We start from the raw sequence: 20,038 nt of genomic DNA, 5'->3' as shown, positions 1-20,038 counted from the left end.
GCGCCAGGAATCTCAGCCCTCCGCGATCTCCCGGACCTCGCAGGTGACGGTCCAGAAGTCCTCGTGCACCTTCAGGAACCGCTTGGTCCACTCCAGGGCCTCGGCCTTGTCCTTGCACTGCATGAGCGCGTAGCCGCCGACGACCTCCTTGGACTCCGTGAAGGGCCCGTCGGTGACGGAGAGCTGCCCGCCCTCCCAGCGCACCAGGGTGCCCTGGGCGGAGGGGGTGAGCCCGGCGGTGTCGAGCATGACACCGGCCTTGGTGATCTCCTCGATCAGCTCCCCCATCCGCTGCATGAGCTCCTCGCTCGGCCCCTCGGCGGGAGCGGAGGCCTCGTCGATCCGCACGAGCGACAGGTAACGCGGCATGGTGACTCCTTCGGTAGGGGCGGCGGGGGCTGTCCCCGCCGCTCACCCATGCGTCGAACGGAGGACACCGGGATCGACACGGCCGCCGGAAAACTTCCGAGATTTTTTCCGGCGCCGTGCCGCAGCGCCCTCCGCTACCGCAGCGGCGCGCCGAACGCCGCCTTCGTGTACGGCGCCCCGATCTTCTTGCCGCTGACGGCGAGCGCCCCGCTCGTCCCGATGCCCGACGCACCGCCGCGCAGCAGCGTGACCGCGCCGTTGCGGCCGTTCTCGCCGACGGCCGCGACGGCCAGGTCGGCGTGGCCGTCCCGGTCGGTGTCCAGCAGGGCGGTCGCCGAGCCGAACTGGTCGCCGACCTCGCTCACGCCGGGCACCCCGGGGGTGTCCTCGGTGAGGAGCTGCGCGTGCTCGCCGGTCAGCCCGGAGTGGCTGCCCTGCAGGACGACGGCCGCGCCGGCCGCGTCGTCGTAGCCCAGCTCCTTGCCCGGCATGCCGACGACGAGGTCGTCGATGCCGTCGCCGGTGATGTCCCCGGCGGACAGGGCGGCGCCGAAGCGGTCGACCTCGTCACCCGTGCCCGGCACGCCGGGGGTGTCCTGGCTGTAGGTCTTCCAGGCGCTCTGCGGCCCCGGGCCGGACGGCGTGCCGTACGCCACCGTCACCTGGGCGTCGTCCGGGCTGCCGACCGCGACGTCGTCGTAGCCGTCGCCGTCGAGGTCGCCGAGGGCGACGCCGCCGCCCCGGTTGGGGATGACGCCCTGGGCGGTCAGGCCGGTGGCGGTGCCGGTGTAGAAGCGGGTGCAGTTCGAGCCGTCGCCGCAGTAGACGCGCAGCACCAGGTCGGTGCGGCCGTCGCCGTTCACGTCACCGGTGGCGCCCCCGTGGACGTCGACGTACTTCAGGTACCCGGAGTCGAACGACTTCTTCGCGGCCGGCTTGCCGGAGCGGGTGAACGGGCCGGACCAGACCGCGCCGGTGCTGCCGTTCGGGTCGTCGCCGCCGGCCGGGGTGGTGCGGAACACGGCGAGGTCGAGCTTGCCGTCGCCGTTGAAGTCGCCGGTCAGGGTGTCGCTCGCGGCCACCGAGGCGCTGCGGGAGCCGCTCAGGCCGCTCTTGCCGCCCCAGAGGACGACCGCGTCGCCCGTGCCGGAGGTGGAGGCCACGACCAGGTCGGCGTACCCGTCGCCGTCCAGGTCGCCCCGGGACAGCCGGCCTCCGAAGCCCTGGTTCTTGGCCGCGCCGCCGGGCACGCCGGCCGTACTGCGGCTGACGACGGTGTGCCGGTCCGGGGACAGGCCGTGCGGGCCGCCGTACATGACGGCGACGTAGCCGGCCCCGCTCTGCCCGGAGACGGTGGCCTTCGGGGCGCCGATCGCCAGGTCGGCGTACCCGTCGCCGTTGAAGTCGTCCTGGACGGGCACGGCGGCCTTCGTCGCGGACGCGGACGGGACGGCGAGCCCGAGAGCGGTGAGGCCCAGGGCGACGGGCACGGCCCAACGGGCGTGCGAACGCAGCGAGAACAACGGGACAACCCCCTGTGTACGACAACTAGGTCACCGCAGGAGACTCGCGCGCCCCCGGGATGGTTGTACGACCGCTCGCCATGAGCACGCTCAGCGCAGGGACGCCCACAGTCTGCTCGCCGCCGGCTGCTTCGCCACCACCCGGTTGTGGTCCGAGGGCGCCGTGACGACCGGCATCATCACCGTCCTGACCCGGTCGGCCGTCAGGCCCTTCAGGCTCTGGCCGAGCTTCGTCAGCTCGCCGAGGGAGTCGAGACCGGTGTCCGTGGTGAGGCTCGCGGTGACGGCGTCGGCGACCTGGTAGAGCTTGGCGGGGTCGGTGAGCAGGTCGGTGGCGGCCAGTCGCGCCAGCAGGGCCTTGACCAGTTTCTGCTGCAGTCCTATGCGGCCGAGGTCGCTGCCGTCGCCCAGGCCGTACCGGGTGCGGGCCAGCCCCAGCGCCTGGGTGCCGTTCAGATGGTGGGTGCCGGCCTCGAGGTGCAGATGGCTCTTGTGGTCGTCGATGTCCTGGGTGGTGGTGACGGTGACCCCGCCGAGGGCGTCCACCAGCTTGGCGAAGCCGGAGAAGTCGATCTCCAGGTAGTGGTCCATGCGGATGCCGGTGATCGACTCGACGGTCTTCACCGCGCACACCGGACCGCCCACCTCGTAGGCGGTGTTGAACATGGCCCCGTACGCCACCGCGGTCGAGCCCCCGGAGCGCAGCGGGCAGGACGGGCGGGTGACCAGGGTGTCGCGCGGGATGCTGACGACGGTCGCCTTCGTCCGGCCGGCGTCGATGTGCACCACCATCGCGGTGTCCGAACGGGCGCCGGAGCTGTCGCCGCCGCCCAGCTTCCGGTTGGCCTTGCCGCTGCGCGAGTCGGAGCCGAGGACCAGGATGTTCAGGGCCCCGGTCGGCAGCGGGACGGCCGAGGCGGAGGCGGAGGCGGCCGGGGTGGCCACCGCCCGCGCCGGGCGGTCGTCACCCAGCGCGCTGTCGATGTCGACGCCTTTGATGTTGTGGTCGAGATGCCAGTAGGCCCAGGCGGCGGTGCCCCCGCCGATCACCAGGGCGCACGCGAGGAGGAGGCCGGCGGCCCTCAGGGCGCCGCGCCGCCGGCCCCTCCGTCTGCCCTCGTTGCCGTTCTCGTCGTGTCCGGTCACGGCAGGAACGTAAGTCCGCTTTATTAGGGGATTGTTAGCGGAACTTGTGAGAGTCGGTTTTCTTGGGAAGTTCTCATCCCAGAGCCACCGTGGGCACGGGATTGCTGCCGCTCCACGAGCCGTTGAACCCGAACGTGACCGAACCGCCGTCCGGCACCGAGCCGTTGTACGACGCGTTCGCGCACGACACCGCCGCGCCGGACTGGGTGCAGGTGGCGTTCCAGGCCTGGGTGATCCGCTGGCCCGCGCCGTAGCTCCAGTCCACCTTCCAGGACGACAGCGAGGCGCCCGCGCAGGAGATGGTCACCTGGCCGGTGAAGCCGGTGTTCCACTGGCTGGTCACGGTGTAGGCGGCGGTGCAGCCACCGCCCGTCGGCGGCGGGGTGGTCGTGGTGCCGCCGAGCGCCTCCACGATGCCGTGGTACGCCGGTTTCGGCGCGTAGTTCTCGTCGTACGGCGTCGCCGCTCCGTAGCCGGGGAAGGTGCCCGGCACCCAGGAGTCGGAGTCGGTGAAACCCCACACAGTCACGTTGACGCACCGGGCGACGGCCGCGCAGGCGGCCACCACGGACGTGAAGTCGGCCTTCTGCTGGGCCAGTTTCGCGCTGTCGGGGGGCGTCTGCATCCGGATGTCCAGTTCGGTGATCGCCACGTCCACGCCGAGGTCGGCGAAGCGCTGGATGTTCTGCTGGAGCGTGGACGGCACCTGGCCGAGGATCAGATGGGCCTGCAGTCCGACGCCGTCGATCGGGACGCCCTGTGCCTTCAGGGACTTGACCAGGTTGTACAGGGCGGTGGACTTCGCGTCGACGCCCTCGACGTTGTAGTCGTTGATGTACAGCTTGGCGTCCGGGTCGGCCGCGTGCGCCCAGGTCAGGGCGTCGGCGATGTAGCCGGAGCCGAGGCCGTCGTACCAGAGCGTGGAGCGGTAGGTGCCGTCCTCGTTGAACGGCTCGTTGACGACGTCCCAGGCGGCGATCCTGCCCTTGTAGCGGCCGACCTCGGTGCTGATGTGGTTCTGCAGCAGACCGCCGAGCTGGGCCGGGGTCCAGCTGCCGTTGGTCAGCCAGCTCGGGTTCTGGCTGTGCCAGACCAGGGTGTGGCCGCGCACCTGCTGGTGGTGGGCCTGGGCGAAGGCCACGATCCGGTCGGCCTCGCTCCAGTCGAAGCTGCCCCGGGTGGGCTCGACGCTCCCCCACTTCATGGCGTTGCCCGGGGTGAGCGAGCTGAACTGCGTCCCGGCGATGTCGCCGTAGGTGCCGGTGAGCTTGGAGCCGGTGACGGCGGTGCCGATGACCTTGCCCTGGGCGGCGGCGAGGTCGCGCAGGGGGGTGTCGGCGGCGTGGGCGACGCCGGTGCCGGCGAACAGGCCGACCGCGGACACCAGGGCGGCCAGGCCTGCCCCCAAAAACGCTCTGGAGGATCTCATGACGGGCGCCTCCGAAAGTTTCGGTCGAACAACCGATTGACTCGGAGGAGTGTGGAGGGGCACACCCCACCCGTCAATACCTCAACCTCCGGCCACCGCCGTGCTCGACCGCACCACCAGACGGGTCGCCAGCTCCACCCGGGTCGCCGCCCGCTCCTCCTGCGCGCGCCCCAGCTCCAGCACCAGCCGGGCCGCGGCCTCGGCCATCTCGGTCAGCGGCTGCCGTACGGTCGTCAGCGGCGGCCCCACCCAGCGGGCCACCGGAAGGTCGTCGAAGCCGACCACGCTCAGGTCCTCCGGGATGCGCAGCCCCAGCTCGCGCGCCGCCTCGTACAGGCCGAGCGCCTGCAGGTCGTTGCCCGCGAAGACGGCGGTGGGCCGGTCGGGGCGGCGCAGCAGCTCAAGGCCCAGGCGGTAGCCGGCGTCGTGGTGGAAGTCGCCGGTCACCACGAGCGAGGGGTCGGCGGGCAGCCCGGCGGTCTCCAACGCCGCCCGGTAGCCGTCGACGCGGGCGCGGCTGCACATCATCCGGGAGGGTCCGCTGATCGCGCCGATCCGGGTGTGGCCGAGTTCCACCAGGTGGCGGGTGGCGGCGAGGCCGCCCTGCCAGTTGGTGGCGCCGATGGAGGGCACGTCCGGGCCCGGGTCGCCGGCCGGGTCCATCACGACGAACGGGATGGAACGGCTGGTCAGCAGCGCCCGCTGCGACTCGTCCAGCCCGGAGAGCACCAGGACCACGCCGTGCGGGCGGCGGGCGGCGACCTGGTCGGCCCAGGTCCGGCCCGGGGTGAGCCGCCCGGCCGACTCCGAGAGCACCACGCTGAGCCCGGCGTCCCGGGCCACGTTCTCCACGCCCCGGATGACCTCCATCGCCCAGGCGCTCTCCAGCTCGTGGAAGACCAGGTCGATCAGCGGGGAGCGGGAGGCCTCGGCGCGGCGGCGCCGGTAGCCGTAGGCGCGCAGCAGCTCCTCGACGCGGGTGCGGGTGGCGGGGGCGACGTCGGCGCGGCCGTTGAGCACCTTCGAAACAGTCGGAGCGGAGACCCCGGCCTCCCGAGCGATCTCGGCGAGGGTCGCCGTCTGCGTTTCTGCGGGCTTCGAAGGGTTCATGCCCGGGATCGTATCCCTGCGGGCCCTCTTGACGAAGGCCTGCCCTCGCCATAGGTTCCCGGAACATTCGGTGTACTGTTCGAAACATTCGTGCGCTCGCACCGTTCACGATCGCAGCAGAGTGAGCCAGACGGGAGTTCCATGACCACCGCTCCTTGGCGCGACCCCGCCCTGCCCGCCGCCGCCCGCGTCGACGACCTGCTCTCCCGGATGACCCTGGAGGAGAAGACCGCCCAGCTCTACGGCGTGTGGGTGGGCGCCGCCACGGACGGCGACGGGGTCGCCCCGCTGCAGCGGGAGATGACCGCCGACTACGACTGGGACGAGCTGATCACCCTCGGCCTCGGCCAGCTCACCCGCTCCTTCGGCACCGCCCCCGTCGACCCGGAGCTCGGCGCGCAGGCCCTCGCGCGCGCCCAGCGCCGTATCGCCGCCGCGAACCGCTTCGGCATCCCGGCCGTCGCCCACGAGGAGTGCCTGGCGGGCTTCACCGCCTGGCGGGCCACGGCGTACCCGGTGCCGCTCGCCTGGGGCGCCTCCTTCGACCCGGACCTGGTGGCCGAGCTGGGCCGGCGCATCGGCGACGACCTGCGCTCGGTCGGTGTCCACCAGGGGCTCGCGCCGGTCCTGGACGTGGTGCGCGACCCGCGCTGGGGGCGGGTGGAGGAGACGATCGGCGAGGACCCGTACCTGGTCGGCACGATCGGCGCCGCCTACGTCCGCGGCCTGGAGTCGGCCGGGGTCGTCGCCACGCTCAAGCACTTCGCCGGCTACGCGTCCTCGGCGGGCGCCCGCAATCTCGCCCCGGTGCGGGCGGGCGTACGGGAGTTCGCGGACGTGACCCTGCCGCCGTTCGAGCTGGCGCTGCGCGAGGGCGGGGCGCGCTCGGTGATGGCCTCGTACACCGAGACCGACGGCGTGCCGGTGTCGGCCGATCCCCGGCTGCTCACCGAGGTGCTGCGGGAGGAGTGGGGGTTCACCGGGACGGTGGTCGCCGACTACTTCGGCATCGGCTTCCTGCAGACCCAGCACCGGGTCGCGGCGGACGAGGCGCAGGCGGCGCACCTGGCGCTGGCGGCAGGCATCGACGTCGAGCTGCCGACCCTGAAGTGCTACGGCAAGCCGCTGGTGGCCGCCGTACGGGAAGGCCGCGTCCCCGAGGCCCTGGTGGACCGCGCGGCCCGCCGGGTGCTGCTGCAGAAGTGCGAGCTGGGGCTGCTGGACGAGGACTGGCGGCCGGAGCCCGAGGGCCCGGTCGAGCTGGACTCGGCGGGCAACCGCGCCCTGGCCCGGCGCCTCGCCGAGGAGTCGGTGGTGCTGCTGGACAACCCCGACGGGCTGCTGCCGCTGGCTCCGGACACCCGGATCGCGGTGGTGGGCCCCCGCGCGGCGGACGCGCTCGCGATGCTCGGCTGCTACTCCTTCCCCTCCCACGTCCTCACCCACCACCCCGAGGTGCCGCTGGGCCTGTCGATCCCGACGGTCCTCGAGGCCCTGCGCGGCGAACTCCCGGACGCCAAGGTGACGTTCGCCGAGGGCTGCGGGGTGTCGGACCCGGACACCGGCGGCTTCGAGGAGGCGGTGACGCGGGCGGCGGAGGCCGATGTGTGCGTGGCGGTGCTCGGCGACCGGGCGGGCCTGTTCGGGCGGGGCACCTCCGGCGAGGGCTGCGACGCGGCCGACCTGCGACTGCCCGGCGTCCAGGGCGAGTTGCTGGACGCCCTGGTCGCCACGGGGGTCCCGGTCGTGCTCGTGCTGCTGACCGGACGGCCGTACGCCCTGGGTCGCTGGCACGGCCGGCTCGGCGCGGTCGTCCAGGCCTTCTTCCCGGGCGAGGAGGGCGGACCGGCGGTGGCCGGGGTGCTGTCGGGCCGGGTGAACCCGTCCGGGCGGCTCCCGGTGAGCGTGCCGCGCCTGCCCGGCGGCCAGCCCTGGACCTACCTCCAGCCGCCACTGGGCCTGGCCGGCGAGGTCAGCAACCTGGACCCGACCCCGCTGTACCCGTTCGGGCACGGCCGCTCGTACACGGAGTTCGCGTGGGAGGACTTCGCGGGCCCGGCCGCGAAGATCCCGACCGACGGCTCGTACGACGTCTCGGTGACGGTCCGCAACACCGGTGACCGGGCGGGCGCGGAGGTCGTCCAGCTCTATCTGCACGACCCGGTGGCCTCGGTGACCCGGCCGGACGTCCGGCTGATCGGCTACCGGCGGCTGGAGCTGGATCCCGGCGAGGCCCGCCGCCTGACCTTCCGCTTCCACGCCGACCTGTCCGCGTTCACCGACCGCACCGGCACCCGGGTGGTGGAACCGGGCGAGCTGGAGCTGCGGCTGGGCCCGTCGAGTGCGCTGGCCCGGCACACGGCCCGGCTGCGGCTGACCGGTCCGGTGCGCGCCGTGGGGGCGGGCCGGCGGCTGCGGTGCGAGGTGTCGGTGGACGCCGGCTGAGCCCGGCAGCGCGAACACGGGCAAAGAACAAGCCCTGTGCGGCGCGTGTTCAGGATGCGTTCAGGACGCCCCTGGAAGGGTCGTGGGCCTCATGTGCCCCACCCCCCTCACAGGAGCACCCTTGACGACGAAGTCCGTCATGAAGAAGCTGCCCGAGGTCACGCTCACGTTCTGGATCATGAAGATCGCGGCGACGACCCTGGGCGAGACCGCGGGCGACCTGTTCGCCCAGACCCTGAAGCTGGGCTACTTCCTCACCACGATCGCCCTGTTCCTGGTCTTCGTGGTGACGCTGGTGGTCCAGCTCCGCTCGTCCCGCTACAACCCGTTCTTCTACTGGACCGTGATCCTGTCGACCTCCATGGCCGGCACCACCATGTCCGACTTCATGAACCGCGACGCCAGTGCCACGTACCTCTCCGGCGGGGCGACCTCGCTCGGCTGGGGTCCGCAGGGTCTCGGCCTCGGCTATCCGGAGGGTGCCGCGATCCTCGTCTCCCTCCTGCTGCTGATCTTCGCCGGCTGGAAGCTGAGCGGGATGACCTTCCAGATCCGGGACATCGTCAGCTTCCGGGGCGAGGCCCTCTTCTGGTCGGCCATCCTGGTGTCCAACACCCTCGGCACCTCGATGGGCGACTTCCTCTCCGACAGCTCGGGCCTGGGCTATCTGGGCGGCGCGGCCCTGGTGACCGGTGCACTGCTGGTCCTGCTGGCGCTGATGAAGGTGCCGGCGGTGCCGAACGTGCTGCTGTTCTGGATCGCCTTCGTGCTGACGCGCCCGCTGGGCGCCACGGCCGGCGACTTCCTCACCAAGCCGGTCGCCAAGGGCGGGCTGAACCTGGGTACGGCCGGTTCGTCGGCGGTGCTGCTCGCGGTGCTGTTCGGCCTGATGGCGTACGCGCACCAGCAGGAGCGGCGCGCGGGCTCGGCGGCGCCGGGCCCGCGGGCCGAGACGGTCAGCCCGCAGGAGGCGGGGCGGCCGTAACGCAAAGCCCCGCCCCCGGTGACAACGGGGGCGGGGCTCGGATGGAGCGCCGGGCAGGCCTTGCACCTGCATCTCCCCGCAGGAAGCGGGGCGTCTTTCCTTGGACCACCAACGCACTGCGTCCGGACCGGAGTTCCGGCCGTTCGCGGTGAGATGATCATAGCGCAGGAGGGCCGGGTTCCCGCAACTCAGCCGTCCGTCACCGGCTCGAACCGCCAGCGGTGCACCGCCCGGGTCACCAGTTCACCGGGGGGTTCCGGGAGTTCGGGGACCTCCGCGTCGTAGGGCGCGTCCCACCAGGTGATGACCAGCACCCGGTCCTGCGGCGCCCGGAAGGTCTCCCGGCGCGCCGGCCGAGGGGCGAGGCCCTGCCCGCGCACCCAGGCCAGCAGCTCCTCCCCCCGGCCCTCGGCGGCCCTGGCCTCCCACATCAGGGCGACCGTCACGAGTAGAGGTTCTCCTTGCCGACCTCGTGCACCTGGTCGTGGTTGCCGGGGACATGAGGATCCGTCACCGGCAGCGAGGAGTCGGCGGACAGGTCCCAGCCGGAGGCGGCCCGGTTGCGGGCGACCATCTCCGCGCCGAGCGCCGCGACCATCGCACCGTTGTCCGTGCACAGCTTGGGCCGCGGCACACGCAGCCGGATGCCGGCCGCCTCGCAGCGCTCCTGGGCGAGGGCACGCAGCCGCGAGTTGGCGGCCACGCCACCGCCGATCATCAGGTGGTCGACGCCCTCGTCCTTGCAGGCGCGCACCGCCTTGCGGGTGAGGACGTCGACGACGGCCTCCTGGAAGGAGGCGGCCACGTCCCGGACCGGGACCTCCTCGCCCGCCGCCCGCTTGGCCTCGATCCAGCGGGCCACGGACGTCTTCAGCCCGGAGAAGGAGAAGTCGTACGCCGCATCGCGCGGGCCGGTCAGGCCGCGCGGGAAGGCGATCGCCTCGGGATCGCCCTCGCGCGCGTACCGGTCGATCACCGGGCCGCCGGGGAAGCCGAGGTCCAGCACGCGGGCGATCTTGTCGAAGGCCTCGCCGGCCGCGTCGTCGATCGTCGAGCCCAGCGGCCGTACGTCGGCGGTGATGTCCGAGGACAGCAGCAGCGAGGAGTGGCCGCCGGACACCAGCAGCGCCATCGTCGGCTCGGGCAGCGGGCCGTGCTCGAGCTGGTCCACGCAGATGTGCGAGGCGAGGTGGTTGACGCCGTAGAGCGGCTTGCCGAGGGCGTAGGCGTACGCCTTCGCCGCCGAGACGCCGACGAGCAGGGCGCCGGCGAGGCCGGGACCCGCGGTGACGGCGATGCCGTCGAGGTCGCGCGCCGAGACGCCGGCCTGCTTCAGCGCGCGGTCGATGGTCGGCACCATCGCCTCCAGGTGCGCCCGGGAGGCCACCTCGGGGACGACGCCGCCGAAGCGGGCGTGCTCGTCGACGCTGGAGGCGACGGCGTCCGCCAGCAGGGTGGTGCCGCGGACGATGCCGACGCCGGTCTCGTCGCAGGAGGTCTCGATGCCGAGGACGAGAGGTTCGTCAGCCATTGATCTCGGTTCCTTGTACGGATGCGGAAGGGTCGGTGAGGCGCATCACCAGGGCGTCGACGTTCCCCGGCTGGTAGTAGCCGCGCCGGAAGCCGACGGGCTCGAAGCCGAAGCGCTCGTAGAGCTTCTGGGCGGCGACGTTGTCCACCCGGCACTCGAGCATCACCTCGTGGCACTCGAAGGCGGTGGCCGCCCGCAGCAGGTCGGTCAGCAGCCGCCCGCCCAGGCCGGTGCCCTGGTGGGCGCGGGCGACGGCGATGGTCTGGACGTCGCCCAGGTCACCGGAGGCGGCGAGGCCCGCGTACCCGACGATCCGGCCGGCCTGCTCGGCGACGACGTACCGGCGGGTCGCCCCGGGCCCCCGGGAGTGGGCCAGCTCGGACCAGAACATGCCCCGCGACCAGGCGTCCTGGGGGAAGAGGTCCTTCTCCAGCTCCAGCACCGGGTCGATGTCCCACCAGCGCATCTCGCGCAGTCGCACGGTCACTTCGGTCGCCTCGGTCACTTCGGGGTGACCACCTTGTAGTTCTTGGGGACCTGCGCGTCGGGGCGGCGCAGATACAGCGGGCGGGGCTCCGGCAGCTCCTCGCCGGCGGCCAGCTTCCCGGCGGCGAGCGAGGCGAGAGCGGCGGCGGAGACGTGCTCGGGGGCGTGGGCGCTGGGGAAGGTGTCCGGGTAGAGCAGCGCGCCCGCGCCGACGGCCGGGAGCCCGGCGACCCGCTCGGCGATGTCGGCGGGGCGGTCCACGGCCGGGCCGGTCAGCCGGGTGTGCGAGTCGGCGTACGTCGCCCAGTAGACCTCCTTGCGCCGGGCGTCGGTCGCCACGACGAAGGGGCCCTTCTCGATGTCGGCGGCGTAGGCGAGGCCGTCCAGCGTGCACACGCCGTGCACGGGGACGCCGAGCGCCAGGCCGAAGGTGTCGGCGGTCATCAGACCGACGCGCAGACCGGTGTAGGGGCCGGGCCCGATGCCCACGACGATCCCGGTGACGGCGTCCAGCTTCAGCCCCGCCTCGGCGAGCACGCGGTCCACGGCCGGCAGCAGCAGCTCTCCGTGCCGGCGCGCGTCCACCTGGGTCGAGGAGGCGATGACGTCCGTGCCGTCGTGCAGCGCGACGGTGACGGCGGGGGTGGCGGTATCCAGAGCGAGCAAGAGCACGCGAACAGCCTACGGCGCCCGCGCCTCCTGCATGGCCGTCCGGGACGGGCGGTCACCGACTGCTACGGTTCGTACAAAGTACGACATAGGGTACGAGGCAGAGGTGGCGCACGTGGCAGGGACCAGCTCGGGGATCGTGGCCGGCCTCACCGCGGCGGCCCTCGCAGCCGTCGGATTCCTCGCCTACCAGGCCCGGGCCACCGTCCCGGCGAACCTGAGCGGCCGGCCCGGCCCGAGCGCCTCGCACGTGCCGGCCGTCACCAAGGCCCCGCGCGACCCGCGCAACCCGGCCGCCCTGCCGAGCGGTTCCGGAACGGGTGAACGGGTCGTGTACTCGGTGGACGACGACCGGGTCTGGCTGGTCGACGGGCGCAACCGGGTGCTGCGCAGCTTCCCGGTGAACCCCGGCACCGTCGACCCGCCCGTGGGCACGTACTGGGTCACGTCCCGCTCCAACGCCGTCACCGGGACGGACGGCCTCCCGGTCGAGCACGTCGTACGGTTCGCCGCCGTGGACGGGGTGGTGATCGGCTTCAGCGCGGCGGTGGGCGGCAGCGCGGACGCGGCCACCGACTCGGTGAAGACGGGCGGCATCCGGGAGCGGCGCGAGGACGGCGACGCGATGTGGAAGTTCGCGACGATCGGCGAACGGGTCGTGGTGATCCGCTAGCTAGGCGGCCCGGGCGCGCCCGTGGACCGGGCGCTCGGGGCTCTCGGGCTCCGGCTCGCGGGGTGGGCGGGAGAGTACGGCCGCGGCCGCACAGGACGCCAGGAGATCGCGCATGGAGACCCCGGTCACCCCGGCCGCTCCGGTGGGGGCCGGCGGCTCGGCCGGTCGCGCCGTGGGACGAGAAGCGGTCATGGGACGCCTCCTGACATGCGGGGGGCGGGCGTAGTCAGGTACGCCTAACCACGGGCTGGCCACCATGTGACCACGCCCGGGACGTCCTGCGCAATATGTTCCCGACGGCTTGTCGGAAAGTGTCGGGGAGTACGGCTGCCGGGGCGGCGCTCAGGCCGTGAGCGTCTCCAGGCCGGCCTCCGCCCAGCGCTCCCCGAGCCCGGTCAGCGTCACGTGGCGCACCTCGTCCACGGTGTCACCGACGGCGCGGTGGATGACGACCTCCAGCCGGTCCTCGGTCAGCTCCTCGACCTTGCCCTCGCCCCACTCCACGACGATCACCGAGTCGGGCAGCGAGACGTCGAGGTCCAGGTCCTCCATCTCGTCGAGGCCGCCGGAGAGCCGGTAGGCGTCGACGTGGACGAGCGGCGGGCCGTCGCCGAGGGAGGGATGCACACGGGCGATCACGAAGGTCGGCGAGGTGACGGCGCCGCGCACCCCGAGGCCCTCGCCGAGCCCGCGGGTCAGCGTCGTCTTGCCCGCGCCCAGCTCCCCGGTGAGCATCACCAGGTCGCCCGCGCGCAGCAGCTTGGCGAGCCTGCGGCCCAGTTCCCGCATCTGTTCGGGAGAGGTGACGGTCAGCCGGGTCTCAGCGGGGTTGTGCGGTGCTGCTGGTGCTTCCATAACCCGTTACGGTAGCCCCTGCCGGCACGGCACCCGCGCGGGTGAGGAGGTCGGCGAGGCGGTCGGTGACGACTTCGGGGTGCTCCAGCATGACCAGGTGCCCGGCGTCCGGCACGAGCACCAGCTCGGCGTCGGGCAGCAAATCGGCGATGGCCTCGCTGTGCTCGCTGGGCGTGACCAGGTCCTGCACCCCGGCCAGCACGAGCACCGGGAAGTCGCGGAAGCAGGCGAGGGCCTCGGTCTTGTCGTGGTCGGTGAAGGCCGGGTAGAACTGCGCGACCACGTCGATGGGCGTCGCCTCGATCATCCGTTCGGCGAAGCGCTCGACGGCCGGGTCGACGTCCCGGGAGGCGAACGAGTACCGCTTGATGACCCCGGCGAACAGGTCGGCGGTGGCCCGGCGCCCCTTCTCCACCAGTTCCGCCTGCTGGCCGAGCGCCTTCAGCACCCCCGGGAGGATCCGGCGCACCGCGTTGACCCCGGCCACCGGGAGCCCGAAGTTGACCTCGCCCATCCGCCCGGACGACGTACCGACGAAGGCGGTGGCGACCACCCGGTCGCGGATCAGCTCCGGGAACTGGGCGGCCAGCGCCATGATGGTCATTCCGCCCATCGAGTGCCCGACCAGCACGATCGGGCCGTCCGGCACCGCCGCGTCGAGGACCGCCTTCAGGTCGCGGCCGAGCTGGTCGATGGTGACGGGCACGCCGTCCTGGATCTGGCCCAGGCCCCGCCCGGAGCGGCCGTGGCTGCGCTGGTCCCAGTGCACCGTCCGGACGACGCCGCGCAGGGCCGCCCGCTGGAAGTGCCAGGAGTCCTGGCTGAGGCAGTAGCCGTGGCAGAAGACGACGGTGACGGGGGCGGGCGCCTTGCGTCCGAAGAGGCGCCGGCGGCGCGGGGAGACGCCGGGCCCCGGGTCGGGATCGACGTCGTCGACCTCGTAGTACAGCTCCGTGCCGTCGTCGGCCTGCGCCTTGCCCGGGGTACCGCGCAGGGTGCCGTAGGGACCCGTGGAGTCCAGGGCCAGCCGCGCTTTCCTGCGCATGCCGCGGCCCACCGTCATCCGCTCGATGGCGACACCGGCGGCCGCGCCCGCGGCCAGCACGCCTATCGCGGCGCCGGCGATGCCGGTCGCCCTGCGCCAGCTCCCGGCCGCCCCCGCGGCGGAGGCGGCGGCCGCCGAGGCGACGACGTCCGCCACGACCTCCGCGCTGCTCTCGCTCACGTACCGCTCCTCTTCGCCGTACTGCAGTTCGCTGGGTGAGTGAAACTGGTGGTGCCGGTGTGGTGCTGGTGCCTGTCTGGTGCAGTGGTGCCTGTTGTGACCTACAAGAGCCGTGTTGCCCCTGAGGACCGGTGCAACCGAGCGTCACCGCCCCCTGCCCCTGGAAGGGGCTACCCCTCTTCTTCTTGTTCCCCGTTCACATAGACGCGAGGAACACGGGTTCCGATCCGGGTGACGATTTCGTACGCGATCGTGCCGCAGGCCTGGGCCCAGTCCTCGGCGGTGGGCTCGCCGCGGTCGCCGGGGCCGAAGAGCACGGCCTCCGTGCCGACCGGGGGCTCGTCGCCGCCCAGGTCGACCACGAACTGGTCCATGGCCACGCGTCCGGCGACGGTCCGCCATTTGCCGTCCACCAGCACGGGGCCGGTGCCGGAGGCGTGCCGGGGGACGCCGTCCGCGTAGCCGACGGGGACGAGGCCGAGTGTGGTGGGGCCGGGAGTGACGTAGTGGTGGCCGTAGCTGACGCCGTGGCCGGCCGGGACGTGCTTGACCAGCGCGAGGGAGGCGCTGAGCGTCATGACCGGGCGCAGGCCGAAGTCGGCCGGGGTGCCGATCTCCGGGCTGGGCGAGATGCCGTAGGTGGCGATGCCGGGGCGGACGAGGTCGAAGTGGGCCTCGGGGAGGGTGAGGGTGGCAGGTGAGTTGGCGATGTGGCGCACCTCGGGGCGCACGCCCTGCTGTTCGGCGTGGGCGAGCATCTCCCGGAAGCGGGTGAGCTGGGCGGCGATGGAGGGGTGGCCGGGTTCGTCGGCGCAGGCGAAGTGGGACCAGAGGCCGGTGATCCGGAGGATCCCCTCCCGCTCGGCGCGCAGCGCGCGGCCGACGAGCTCGGCCCAGTCGTCACCCGGCTGGCACCCGTTGCGCCCGAGCCCGGTGTCGGCCTTCAGCTGCACCCGCGCGGGGATCCCGGCCTCCCGCGCGGCACGCTCGACCTCCTCCAGCGCCCACATGCCGCTCACCGAGACGTCGATGCCGGCCTCGACGGCCTCCCGCCAGGGGCCGCCCGGCACCCACAGCCAGCACAGCACGCGCGTGTCGAGACCGGCGGCGCGCAGGGCCAGGGCCTCCTCCGGCGTGGCGGTACCGAGCCAGGTCGCCCCCGCCTCGACGGCCGCGCGGGCACAGGGCACCGCGCCGTGGCCGTACGCGTCCGACTTGACGACGGCCATCAGCGCCGCACCCGCCGCCCGGGCACGCAGCGCCCGCACATTGGCCCGCAGGGCACCCAGATCGATCTCGGCCCGCGCCCGCAAAGGCGCACTGGCCACAACCCCAGTCTCACTCATCGCGCCCCCAGTCTCTCAGAGCCCCACACCGGCCAGGGCGGTGCCACCCGGCCGCAGCCGGGCACCGGCACCTGGTCCCGCCCCAGCTGCGGGCAGTCGTGCCGCTGGGGCGGCACGGGTGGGCGCAGCGGCACCCCCCCCCCGAGCGCGGGCCGGCGAACCCACCCCCGGCCGGCCGCAACGCCGCGCACCCAGCACCCCGGCCGGCGGCAACACCGGCCCCCGACGCCCCCGGTCGGCCACGGTGACCCCGCTCAGCCGCCGCCGCAGCACTCAGCGGCGTGTCACGTCTCGCCACGCCGACGGGAGTCGGGCCGCGACGTCGTGTGCACCCACCGGTGCGCCCCGCGCCGCCAAGCGGCCGGCCAGACCGTGCAGGTAGGCCGCCACGCTTCCCGCGTCCCGCGCGGACAGGCCCGCCGCCAGCAGCGAGCCGCCGAGCCCGGACAGCACGTCCCCGCTCCCGGCCGTGGCCAGCCACCCCGTGCCCGTGGCGTTCACCCGCACCGCCCCGCCCCCGGGGTCGGCGACCAGCGTCGTCGACCCCTTCAGCAGCACCGTCGCCCGGAACAGCCCCGCCAGTTCCCGCACCGCGTGGAGCCGCGCCCCCTCGACCTCCTCGCGCCGCACGCCCAGCAGCGCCGCCGCCTCCCCCGCGTGAGGGGTCATCAGCGTCGGCGCCGTACGCCCTCGCACCGCCCCCCGGTCCGCCAGCCGCAGCCCGTCCGCGTCGAGCAGCACCGGCACGTCCGTGTCCAGCACCTCCGCCACGGTCGCCGCGTCCTCCCCCGCCCCCGGCCCGACGACCCACGCCTGCACCCGCCCGGCCTTCGCGGGCCCCCGGTCGGACACGAGCGTCTCCGGGAAGCGGGCGATGACGGCACCCGCGGCCGGCCCGACGTACCGCACCGCCCCCGCCCCGCCGCGCAGCGCCCCGGACACCGCGAGCACGGCGGCCCCCGGATACCGGGCCGACCCGGCGGCGATTCCGACCACACCGCGCCGGTACTTGTCGCTCTCCGCCGCCGGCACCGGCAGCAGCCGCGCCACATCCGCGTGCTGCAACGCCTCCAGCTCCGCGTCCGGCGGCAGTTCGAGCCCGATGTCGACCAGCCGCACGGACCCGGCGTACTCCCGCCCCGGGTCGACGAGCAGCCCCGGCTTGTGCGTGCCGAAGGTCACCGTGAGGTCGGCCCGGATCGCCGCCCCGCGCACCTCGCCCGTGTCCGCCTCGACCCCGCTCGGCAGGTCCACGGCGACGACCGCGGCCCCGGACCGCGCCGCCGCCGCGGCCAGCGCCTCCGCCTCCGGCCGCAGGCCGCCCTTGCCGCCGATCCCGACGATCCCGTCCACGACGAGGTCCGCCCGCTCGATCACCCGACCGGCACCGGCACCGGCACCGGCCACCGTTCCGCCCGCCCGGCGCAGCGCCGCGAGGCCGTCCCGGCGGGTCCGCTCCGGCCCCGCCGTCAGGACGGCCGTGACCCCGGCGCCCCGCCGCGCCAGCCGGGCCCCCGCGTACAGCGCGTCGCCGCCGTTGTCGCCGCTGCCGACGAGCAGCACCACCCGGCTGCCGTACACCCGCCCGAGCAACTCGGCGCAGGCGGCGGCCAGCCCTGCGGCGGCCCGCTGCATCAGCGCACCCTCCGGCAGCCGCGCCATCAGCTCCCGCTCGGCCGTCCTTACCGTCTCCACGCTGTACGCAGTACGCATGGCTTCGAGTCTGCCCCGGGAGCGCGGCCTTCCACACTTGCCCCGCTCAGCCCTCGGCGACCACCACCGCCGAGGCGACCCCGGCGTCATGGCTCAGCGACACGTGCCACGCCCGTACGCCGAGTTCCGCCGCCCGCGCGGCGACGGTGCCCTGCACCCGCAGCCGGGGCTGCCCGCTGTCCTCGACGTACACCTCGGCATCGGTCCAGTGCAGTCCGGGCGGCGCCCCCAGGGCCTTGGCGAGGGCCTCCTTCGCGGCGAACCGCACCGCGAGGGACGCGATGCCCCGCCGCTCCCCGCTGGGCAGCAGCAACTCGCTCGCCACGAACAGCCGTTGGGCCAGCCCGGGCGTGCGGTCCAGCGACGCCCGGAACCGGTCGATCTCGGCGACGTCGATTCCGACCCCGATGATGCTCATGCGGGCAGACTACGGCCCCGTCCCGCCTCCCCGATCTTTCCCCGGTCGCTGTCGCGGCCGGCTGCCGGCCCGCGGCGACTTCGCCTGATCACTTCACACACCGTCAGCGCGCTCCGGGAGCGAGTCGGCGTGCGGTGTCTTCACCCGCGCCGGCGACTGGCCGGCGGGGCGGTCCTACCTCGTGGCGCGGGACCCGGTGCAGAAGCTCTCCTTCGCCGGCGGCCGAGGCTCCTCCGGGCGGGCCGCGCTCACTCCACCGTCACCGACTTCGCCAGGTTGCGCGGCTGGTCGACTTCGTTGCCGCGGGCGGTGGCCAGTTCGCAGGCGAAGACCTGGAGCGGGACCGTGGCGACGAGGGGCTGGAGGAGGGTGGGGGTGGCCGGGATGCGGATGAGGTGGTCGGCGTAGGGGACCACCGCCTCGTCCCCGTCCTCCGCGATGACGATGGTGCGGGCTCCGCGCGCCCGGATCTCCTGGATGTTGGACACGATCTTGTCGTGGAGGACGGACCGGCCGCGCGGCGACGGGACGACCACGACGACCGGGAGGTCCTCGTCGATCAGGGCGATCGGGCCGTGCTTCAGCTCGCCGGCCGCGAAGCCCTCGGCGTGCATGTACGCCAGCTCCTTGAGTTTCAGGGCGCCTTCGAGGGCGACCGGATAACCGACGTGCCGGCCCAGGAACAGGACCGTGTTCTTGCCGGCGAGGGAGCGGGCCAGCTCGCGCACCGGCTCCATGGTGTCCAGCACCTGCTCGACCGAGCCCGCGATCTGCGACAGGTCGCGGATCACGTCCTGGATCTCGTCGCCCCACTTGGTGCCGCGCACCTGGCCCAGGTACAGGGCCACCAGGTAGCAGGCCACCAGCTGGGTCAGGAACGCCTTGGTGGAGGCGACGGCCACCTCGGGCCCGGCGTGCGTGTACAGCACCGCGTCCGACTCGCGGGGAATCGTCGAGCCGTTGGTGTTGCAGATCGCCAGCACCTTGGAGCCCTGCTCCCGGGCGTGCCGCAGCGCCATCAGGGTGTCCATCGTCTCGCCGGACTGGGAGATGGCGATGACCAGCGACTGGGCGTCCAGGATGGGGTCCCGGTAGCGGAACTCGCTGGCCAGCTCCACCTCGCAGGGGATGCGGGTCCAGTGCTCGATGGCGTACTTGGCGATCAGGCCGGCGTGGAAGGCCGTACCGCACGCGACGATGACGATCTTGTCCAGCTCGCGCAGCTCGGAGGCGGAGATGCGGACCTCGTCGAGGGTGAGGCTGCCGTTCGCGTCGATGCGGCCGAGCAGGGTGTCGGCGACCGCCTTGGGCTGCTCGGCGATCTCCTTGAGCATGAAGTAGTCGTAGCCGCCCTTCTCGGCGGCGGCCGCGTCCCAGTCGACGTTGTAGGACCGTACGTCGGCGGGGCGGCCGTCGAAGCCGGTGACGGTCACGCCGTCGCGGCGCAGCTCCACCACCTGGTCCTGGCCCAGCTCGATCGCCGACCGGGTGTGCTCGATGAACGCGGCGACGTCGGAGGCGAGGAACGCCTCGCCCTCGCCGACGCCGACGACGAGCGGGGAGTTGCGGCGCGCGCCGACGACCACGCCGGGGGCGTCGGCGTGCACGGCGACCAGTGTGAAGGCGCCCTCCAGACGCCGGCACACCAGCCGCATGGCCTCGGCGAGGTCGGCGCAGGAGGAGAACTCCTCGGCGAGCAGGTGCGCGACGACCTCGGTGTCGGTCTCGGAGGCCAGCTCGTGGCCGCGCTCGGCCAGTTCGGCGCGCAGGGCGGCGAAGTTCTCGATGATGCCGTTGTGGACGACGGCCACCCGGCCGGCGTTGTCCAGGTGCGGGTGCGCGTTCACGTCCGTCGGGCCGCCGTGGGTGGCCCAGCGGGTGTGGCCGATACCCGTCGAACCGGCGGGCAGCGGCCGGTCGACCAGCTCCTTCTCCAGGTTGACCAGTTTCCCGGCCTTCTTGGCCATGCCCAGCCCGCCGTCCGCCGGTACGGCGACGCCCGCCGAGTCGTAGCCCCGGTACTCCAGCCGCTTCAGCCCGGCCATCACGACGTCGAGTGCCGACTGCGATCCCACGTATCCCACGATTCCGCACATGCGCGGCAGCCTACGGTCA

General features: G+C 73.5%; 19 protein-coding genes. 3 read left to right on the top strand and 16 right to left on the bottom strand.

The features are described 5' to 3' along the window. Nucleotides 1-12: 12 nt before the first annotated feature. The 5 genes from ACZ404_RS21720 to ACZ404_RS21700 form a co-directional block, all read right to left on the bottom strand. Nucleotides 13-369 (bottom strand): YciI family protein, encoded by a 357-nt coding sequence (locus tag ACZ404_RS21720; RefSeq protein WP_468442251.1) that lies wholly within the window; start codon nt 367-369, stop codon nt 13-15. A gap of 134 nt (nt 370-503) precedes the next feature. Then, nucleotides 504-1,859 (bottom strand): FG-GAP-like repeat-containing protein, encoded by a 1,356-nt coding sequence (locus ACZ404_RS21715; protein WP_468442249.1) that lies wholly within the window; start codon nt 1,857-1,859, stop codon nt 504-506. 123 nt (nt 1,860-1,982) lie between these two features. After that, nucleotides 1,983-3,038, bottom strand: a complete 1,056-nt coding sequence (locus tag ACZ404_RS21710) for an LCP family protein (RefSeq protein WP_468442247.1) — start codon at nt 3,036-3,038, stop codon at nt 1,983-1,985. A 73-nt stretch (nt 3,039-3,111) separates the two neighbouring features. After that, nucleotides 3,112-4,467: an endo-1,4-beta-xylanase gene (locus ACZ404_RS21705; RefSeq protein ID WP_468442245.1), complete on the bottom strand. Its 1,356-nt coding sequence runs from the start codon at nt 4,465-4,467 to the stop codon at nt 3,112-3,114. 81 nt (nt 4,468-4,548) lie between these two features. Beyond that, nucleotides 4,549-5,577, bottom strand: coding sequence for a LacI family DNA-binding transcriptional regulator (locus ACZ404_RS21700; protein ID WP_468442243.1), 1,029 nt, complete (start codon nt 5,575-5,577; stop codon nt 4,549-4,551). A gap of 141 nt (nt 5,578-5,718) precedes the next feature. Here ACZ404_RS21700 and ACZ404_RS21695 point away from each other — a divergent pair, with 141 nt between their 5' ends. Both ACZ404_RS21695 and ACZ404_RS21690 read left to right on the top strand, forming a co-directional pair. Continuing rightward, nucleotides 5,719-8,022, top strand: a complete 2,304-nt coding sequence (locus ACZ404_RS21695; RefSeq protein WP_468442241.1) for a beta-xylosidase/alpha-l-arabinosidase — start codon at nt 5,719-5,721, stop codon at nt 8,020-8,022. Nucleotides 8,023-8,143: 121 nt separating this feature from the next. Next, nucleotides 8,144-9,007 (top strand): COG4705 family protein, encoded by an 864-nt coding sequence (locus ACZ404_RS21690; RefSeq protein WP_468442239.1) that lies wholly within the window; start codon nt 8,144-8,146, stop codon nt 9,005-9,007. Nucleotides 9,008-9,195: 188 nt separating this feature from the next. Here the strand turns inward: ACZ404_RS21690 and ACZ404_RS21685 are convergent, their stop codons facing one another. The 4 genes from ACZ404_RS21685 to tsaB are packed head-to-tail and all read right to left on the bottom strand — an operon-like array spanning nt 9,196 to nt 11,696. Next, complete coding sequence (locus ACZ404_RS21685; protein ID WP_468442237.1) at nt 9,196-9,453, bottom strand: hypothetical protein; 258 nt, start codon at nt 9,451-9,453, stop codon at nt 9,196-9,198. Continuing rightward, on the bottom strand, nt 9,450-10,538 hold the full coding sequence (gene tsaD / locus ACZ404_RS21680) for a tRNA (adenosine(37)-N6)-threonylcarbamoyltransferase complex transferase subunit TsaD (RefSeq protein ID WP_468442235.1): 1,089 nt from the start codon (nt 10,536-10,538) through the stop codon (nt 9,450-9,452). Before tsaD ends, ACZ404_RS21685 begins: the two co-directional genes overlap by 4 nt. Next, complete coding sequence (rimI, locus tag ACZ404_RS21675) at nt 10,531-11,004, bottom strand: ribosomal protein S18-alanine N-acetyltransferase (RefSeq protein WP_468442633.1); 474 nt, start codon at nt 11,002-11,004, stop codon at nt 10,531-10,533. The genes tsaD and rimI overlap by 8 nt, the downstream gene beginning before the upstream one ends. Nucleotides 11,005-11,039: 35 nt before the next feature. Continuing rightward, on the bottom strand, nt 11,040-11,696 hold the full coding sequence (tsaB, locus tag ACZ404_RS21670) for a tRNA (adenosine(37)-N6)-threonylcarbamoyltransferase complex dimerization subunit type 1 TsaB (RefSeq protein WP_468442233.1): 657 nt from the start codon (nt 11,694-11,696) through the stop codon (nt 11,040-11,042). A gap of 112 nt (nt 11,697-11,808) precedes the next feature. Here tsaB and ACZ404_RS21665 point away from each other — a divergent pair, with 112 nt between their 5' ends. Further along, nucleotides 11,809-12,366: a hypothetical protein gene (locus ACZ404_RS21665; RefSeq protein ID WP_468442232.1), complete on the top strand. Its 558-nt coding sequence runs from the start codon at nt 11,809-11,811 to the stop codon at nt 12,364-12,366. Here the strand turns inward: ACZ404_RS21665 and ACZ404_RS21660 are convergent, their stop codons facing one another. The 7 genes from ACZ404_RS21660 to glmS all read right to left on the bottom strand — a co-directional run bounded on the left by ACZ404_RS21660 (nt 12,367) and on the right by glmS (nt 20,019). Beyond that, complete coding sequence (locus tag ACZ404_RS21660; protein WP_468442230.1) at nt 12,367-12,558, bottom strand: hypothetical protein; 192 nt, start codon at nt 12,556-12,558, stop codon at nt 12,367-12,369. A 150-nt stretch (nt 12,559-12,708) separates the two neighbouring features. Next, nucleotides 12,709-13,221, bottom strand: a complete 513-nt coding sequence (gene tsaE, locus ACZ404_RS21655; protein WP_468442228.1) for a tRNA (adenosine(37)-N6)-threonylcarbamoyltransferase complex ATPase subunit type 1 TsaE — start codon at nt 13,219-13,221, stop codon at nt 12,709-12,711. Next, nucleotides 13,187-14,446, bottom strand: a complete 1,260-nt coding sequence (locus ACZ404_RS21650) for an alpha/beta fold hydrolase (RefSeq protein WP_468442226.1) — start codon at nt 14,444-14,446, stop codon at nt 13,187-13,189. The genes tsaE and ACZ404_RS21650 overlap by 35 nt, the downstream gene beginning before the upstream one ends. A gap of 170 nt (nt 14,447-14,616) precedes the next feature. Further along, entirely contained in the window at nt 14,617-15,792 is a 1,176-nt protein-coding gene (alr, locus tag ACZ404_RS21645) for an alanine racemase (RefSeq protein WP_468442224.1), read from the bottom strand. A 273-nt stretch (nt 15,793-16,065) separates the two neighbouring features. Beyond that, a complete protein-coding gene (locus ACZ404_RS21640; protein WP_468442222.1) occupies nt 16,066-17,505 on the bottom strand; it encodes an NAD(P)H-hydrate dehydratase in 1,440 nt (479 codons plus the stop codon). 46 nt (nt 17,506-17,551) lie between these two features. Then, nucleotides 17,552-17,923: a holo-ACP synthase gene (locus ACZ404_RS21635; protein WP_468442220.1), complete on the bottom strand. Its 372-nt coding sequence runs from the start codon at nt 17,921-17,923 to the stop codon at nt 17,552-17,554. 248 nt (nt 17,924-18,171) lie between these two features. After that, the gene (gene glmS, locus ACZ404_RS21630) at nt 18,172-20,019 is read right to left on the bottom strand and encodes a glutamine--fructose-6-phosphate transaminase (isomerizing) (protein WP_468442218.1); all 1,848 of its coding nucleotides are present in this window, start codon (nt 20,017-20,019) and stop codon (nt 18,172-18,174) included. Nucleotides 20,020-20,038 lie beyond the last annotated feature (19 nt).

Source organism: Streptomyces sp. NPDC030798, from assembly GCF_055572275.1.
This window is presented reverse-complemented; position numbering and strand designations above follow the sequence as displayed.

Coding starts and splice junctions, on each gene's coding strand:
- ACZ404_RS21695 (WP_468442241.1), top strand. CDS start 5,719: ATGACCACCGCTCCTTGGCGCGACCCCGCCCTGCCCGCCGCCGCCCGC.
- ACZ404_RS21705 (WP_468442245.1), bottom strand. CDS start 4,467: ATGAGATCCTCCAGAGCGTTTTTGGGGGCAGGCCTGGCCGCCCTGGTG.
- ACZ404_RS21635 (WP_468442220.1), bottom strand. CDS start 17,923: ATGAGCATCATCGGGGTCGGAATCGACGTCGCCGAGATCGACCGGTTC.
- alr (WP_468442224.1), bottom strand. CDS start 15,792: ATGAGTGAGACTGGGGTTGTGGCCAGTGCGCCTTTGCGGGCGCGGGCC.
- ACZ404_RS21700 (WP_468442243.1), bottom strand. CDS start 5,577: ATGAACCCTTCGAAGCCCGCAGAAACGCAGACGGCGACCCTCGCCGAG.
- ACZ404_RS21660 (WP_468442230.1), bottom strand. CDS start 12,558: ATGACCGCTTCTCGTCCCACGGCGCGACCGGCCGAGCCGCCGGCCCCC.
- rimI (WP_468442633.1), bottom strand. CDS start 11,004: ATGCGCTGGTGGGACATCGACCCGGTGCTGGAGCTGGAGAAGGACCTC.
- tsaD (WP_468442235.1), bottom strand. CDS start 10,538: ATGGCTGACGAACCTCTCGTCCTCGGCATCGAGACCTCCTGCGACGAG.
- tsaE (WP_468442228.1), bottom strand. CDS start 13,221: ATGGAAGCACCAGCAGCACCGCACAACCCCGCTGAGACCCGGCTGACC.
- ACZ404_RS21720 (WP_468442251.1), bottom strand. CDS start 369: ATGCCGCGTTACCTGTCGCTCGTGCGGATCGACGAGGCCTCCGCTCCC.
- ACZ404_RS21640 (WP_468442222.1), bottom strand. CDS start 17,505: ATGCGTACTGCGTACAGCGTGGAGACGGTAAGGACGGCCGAGCGGGAG.
- glmS (WP_468442218.1), bottom strand. CDS start 20,019: ATGTGCGGAATCGTGGGATACGTGGGATCGCAGTCGGCACTCGACGTC.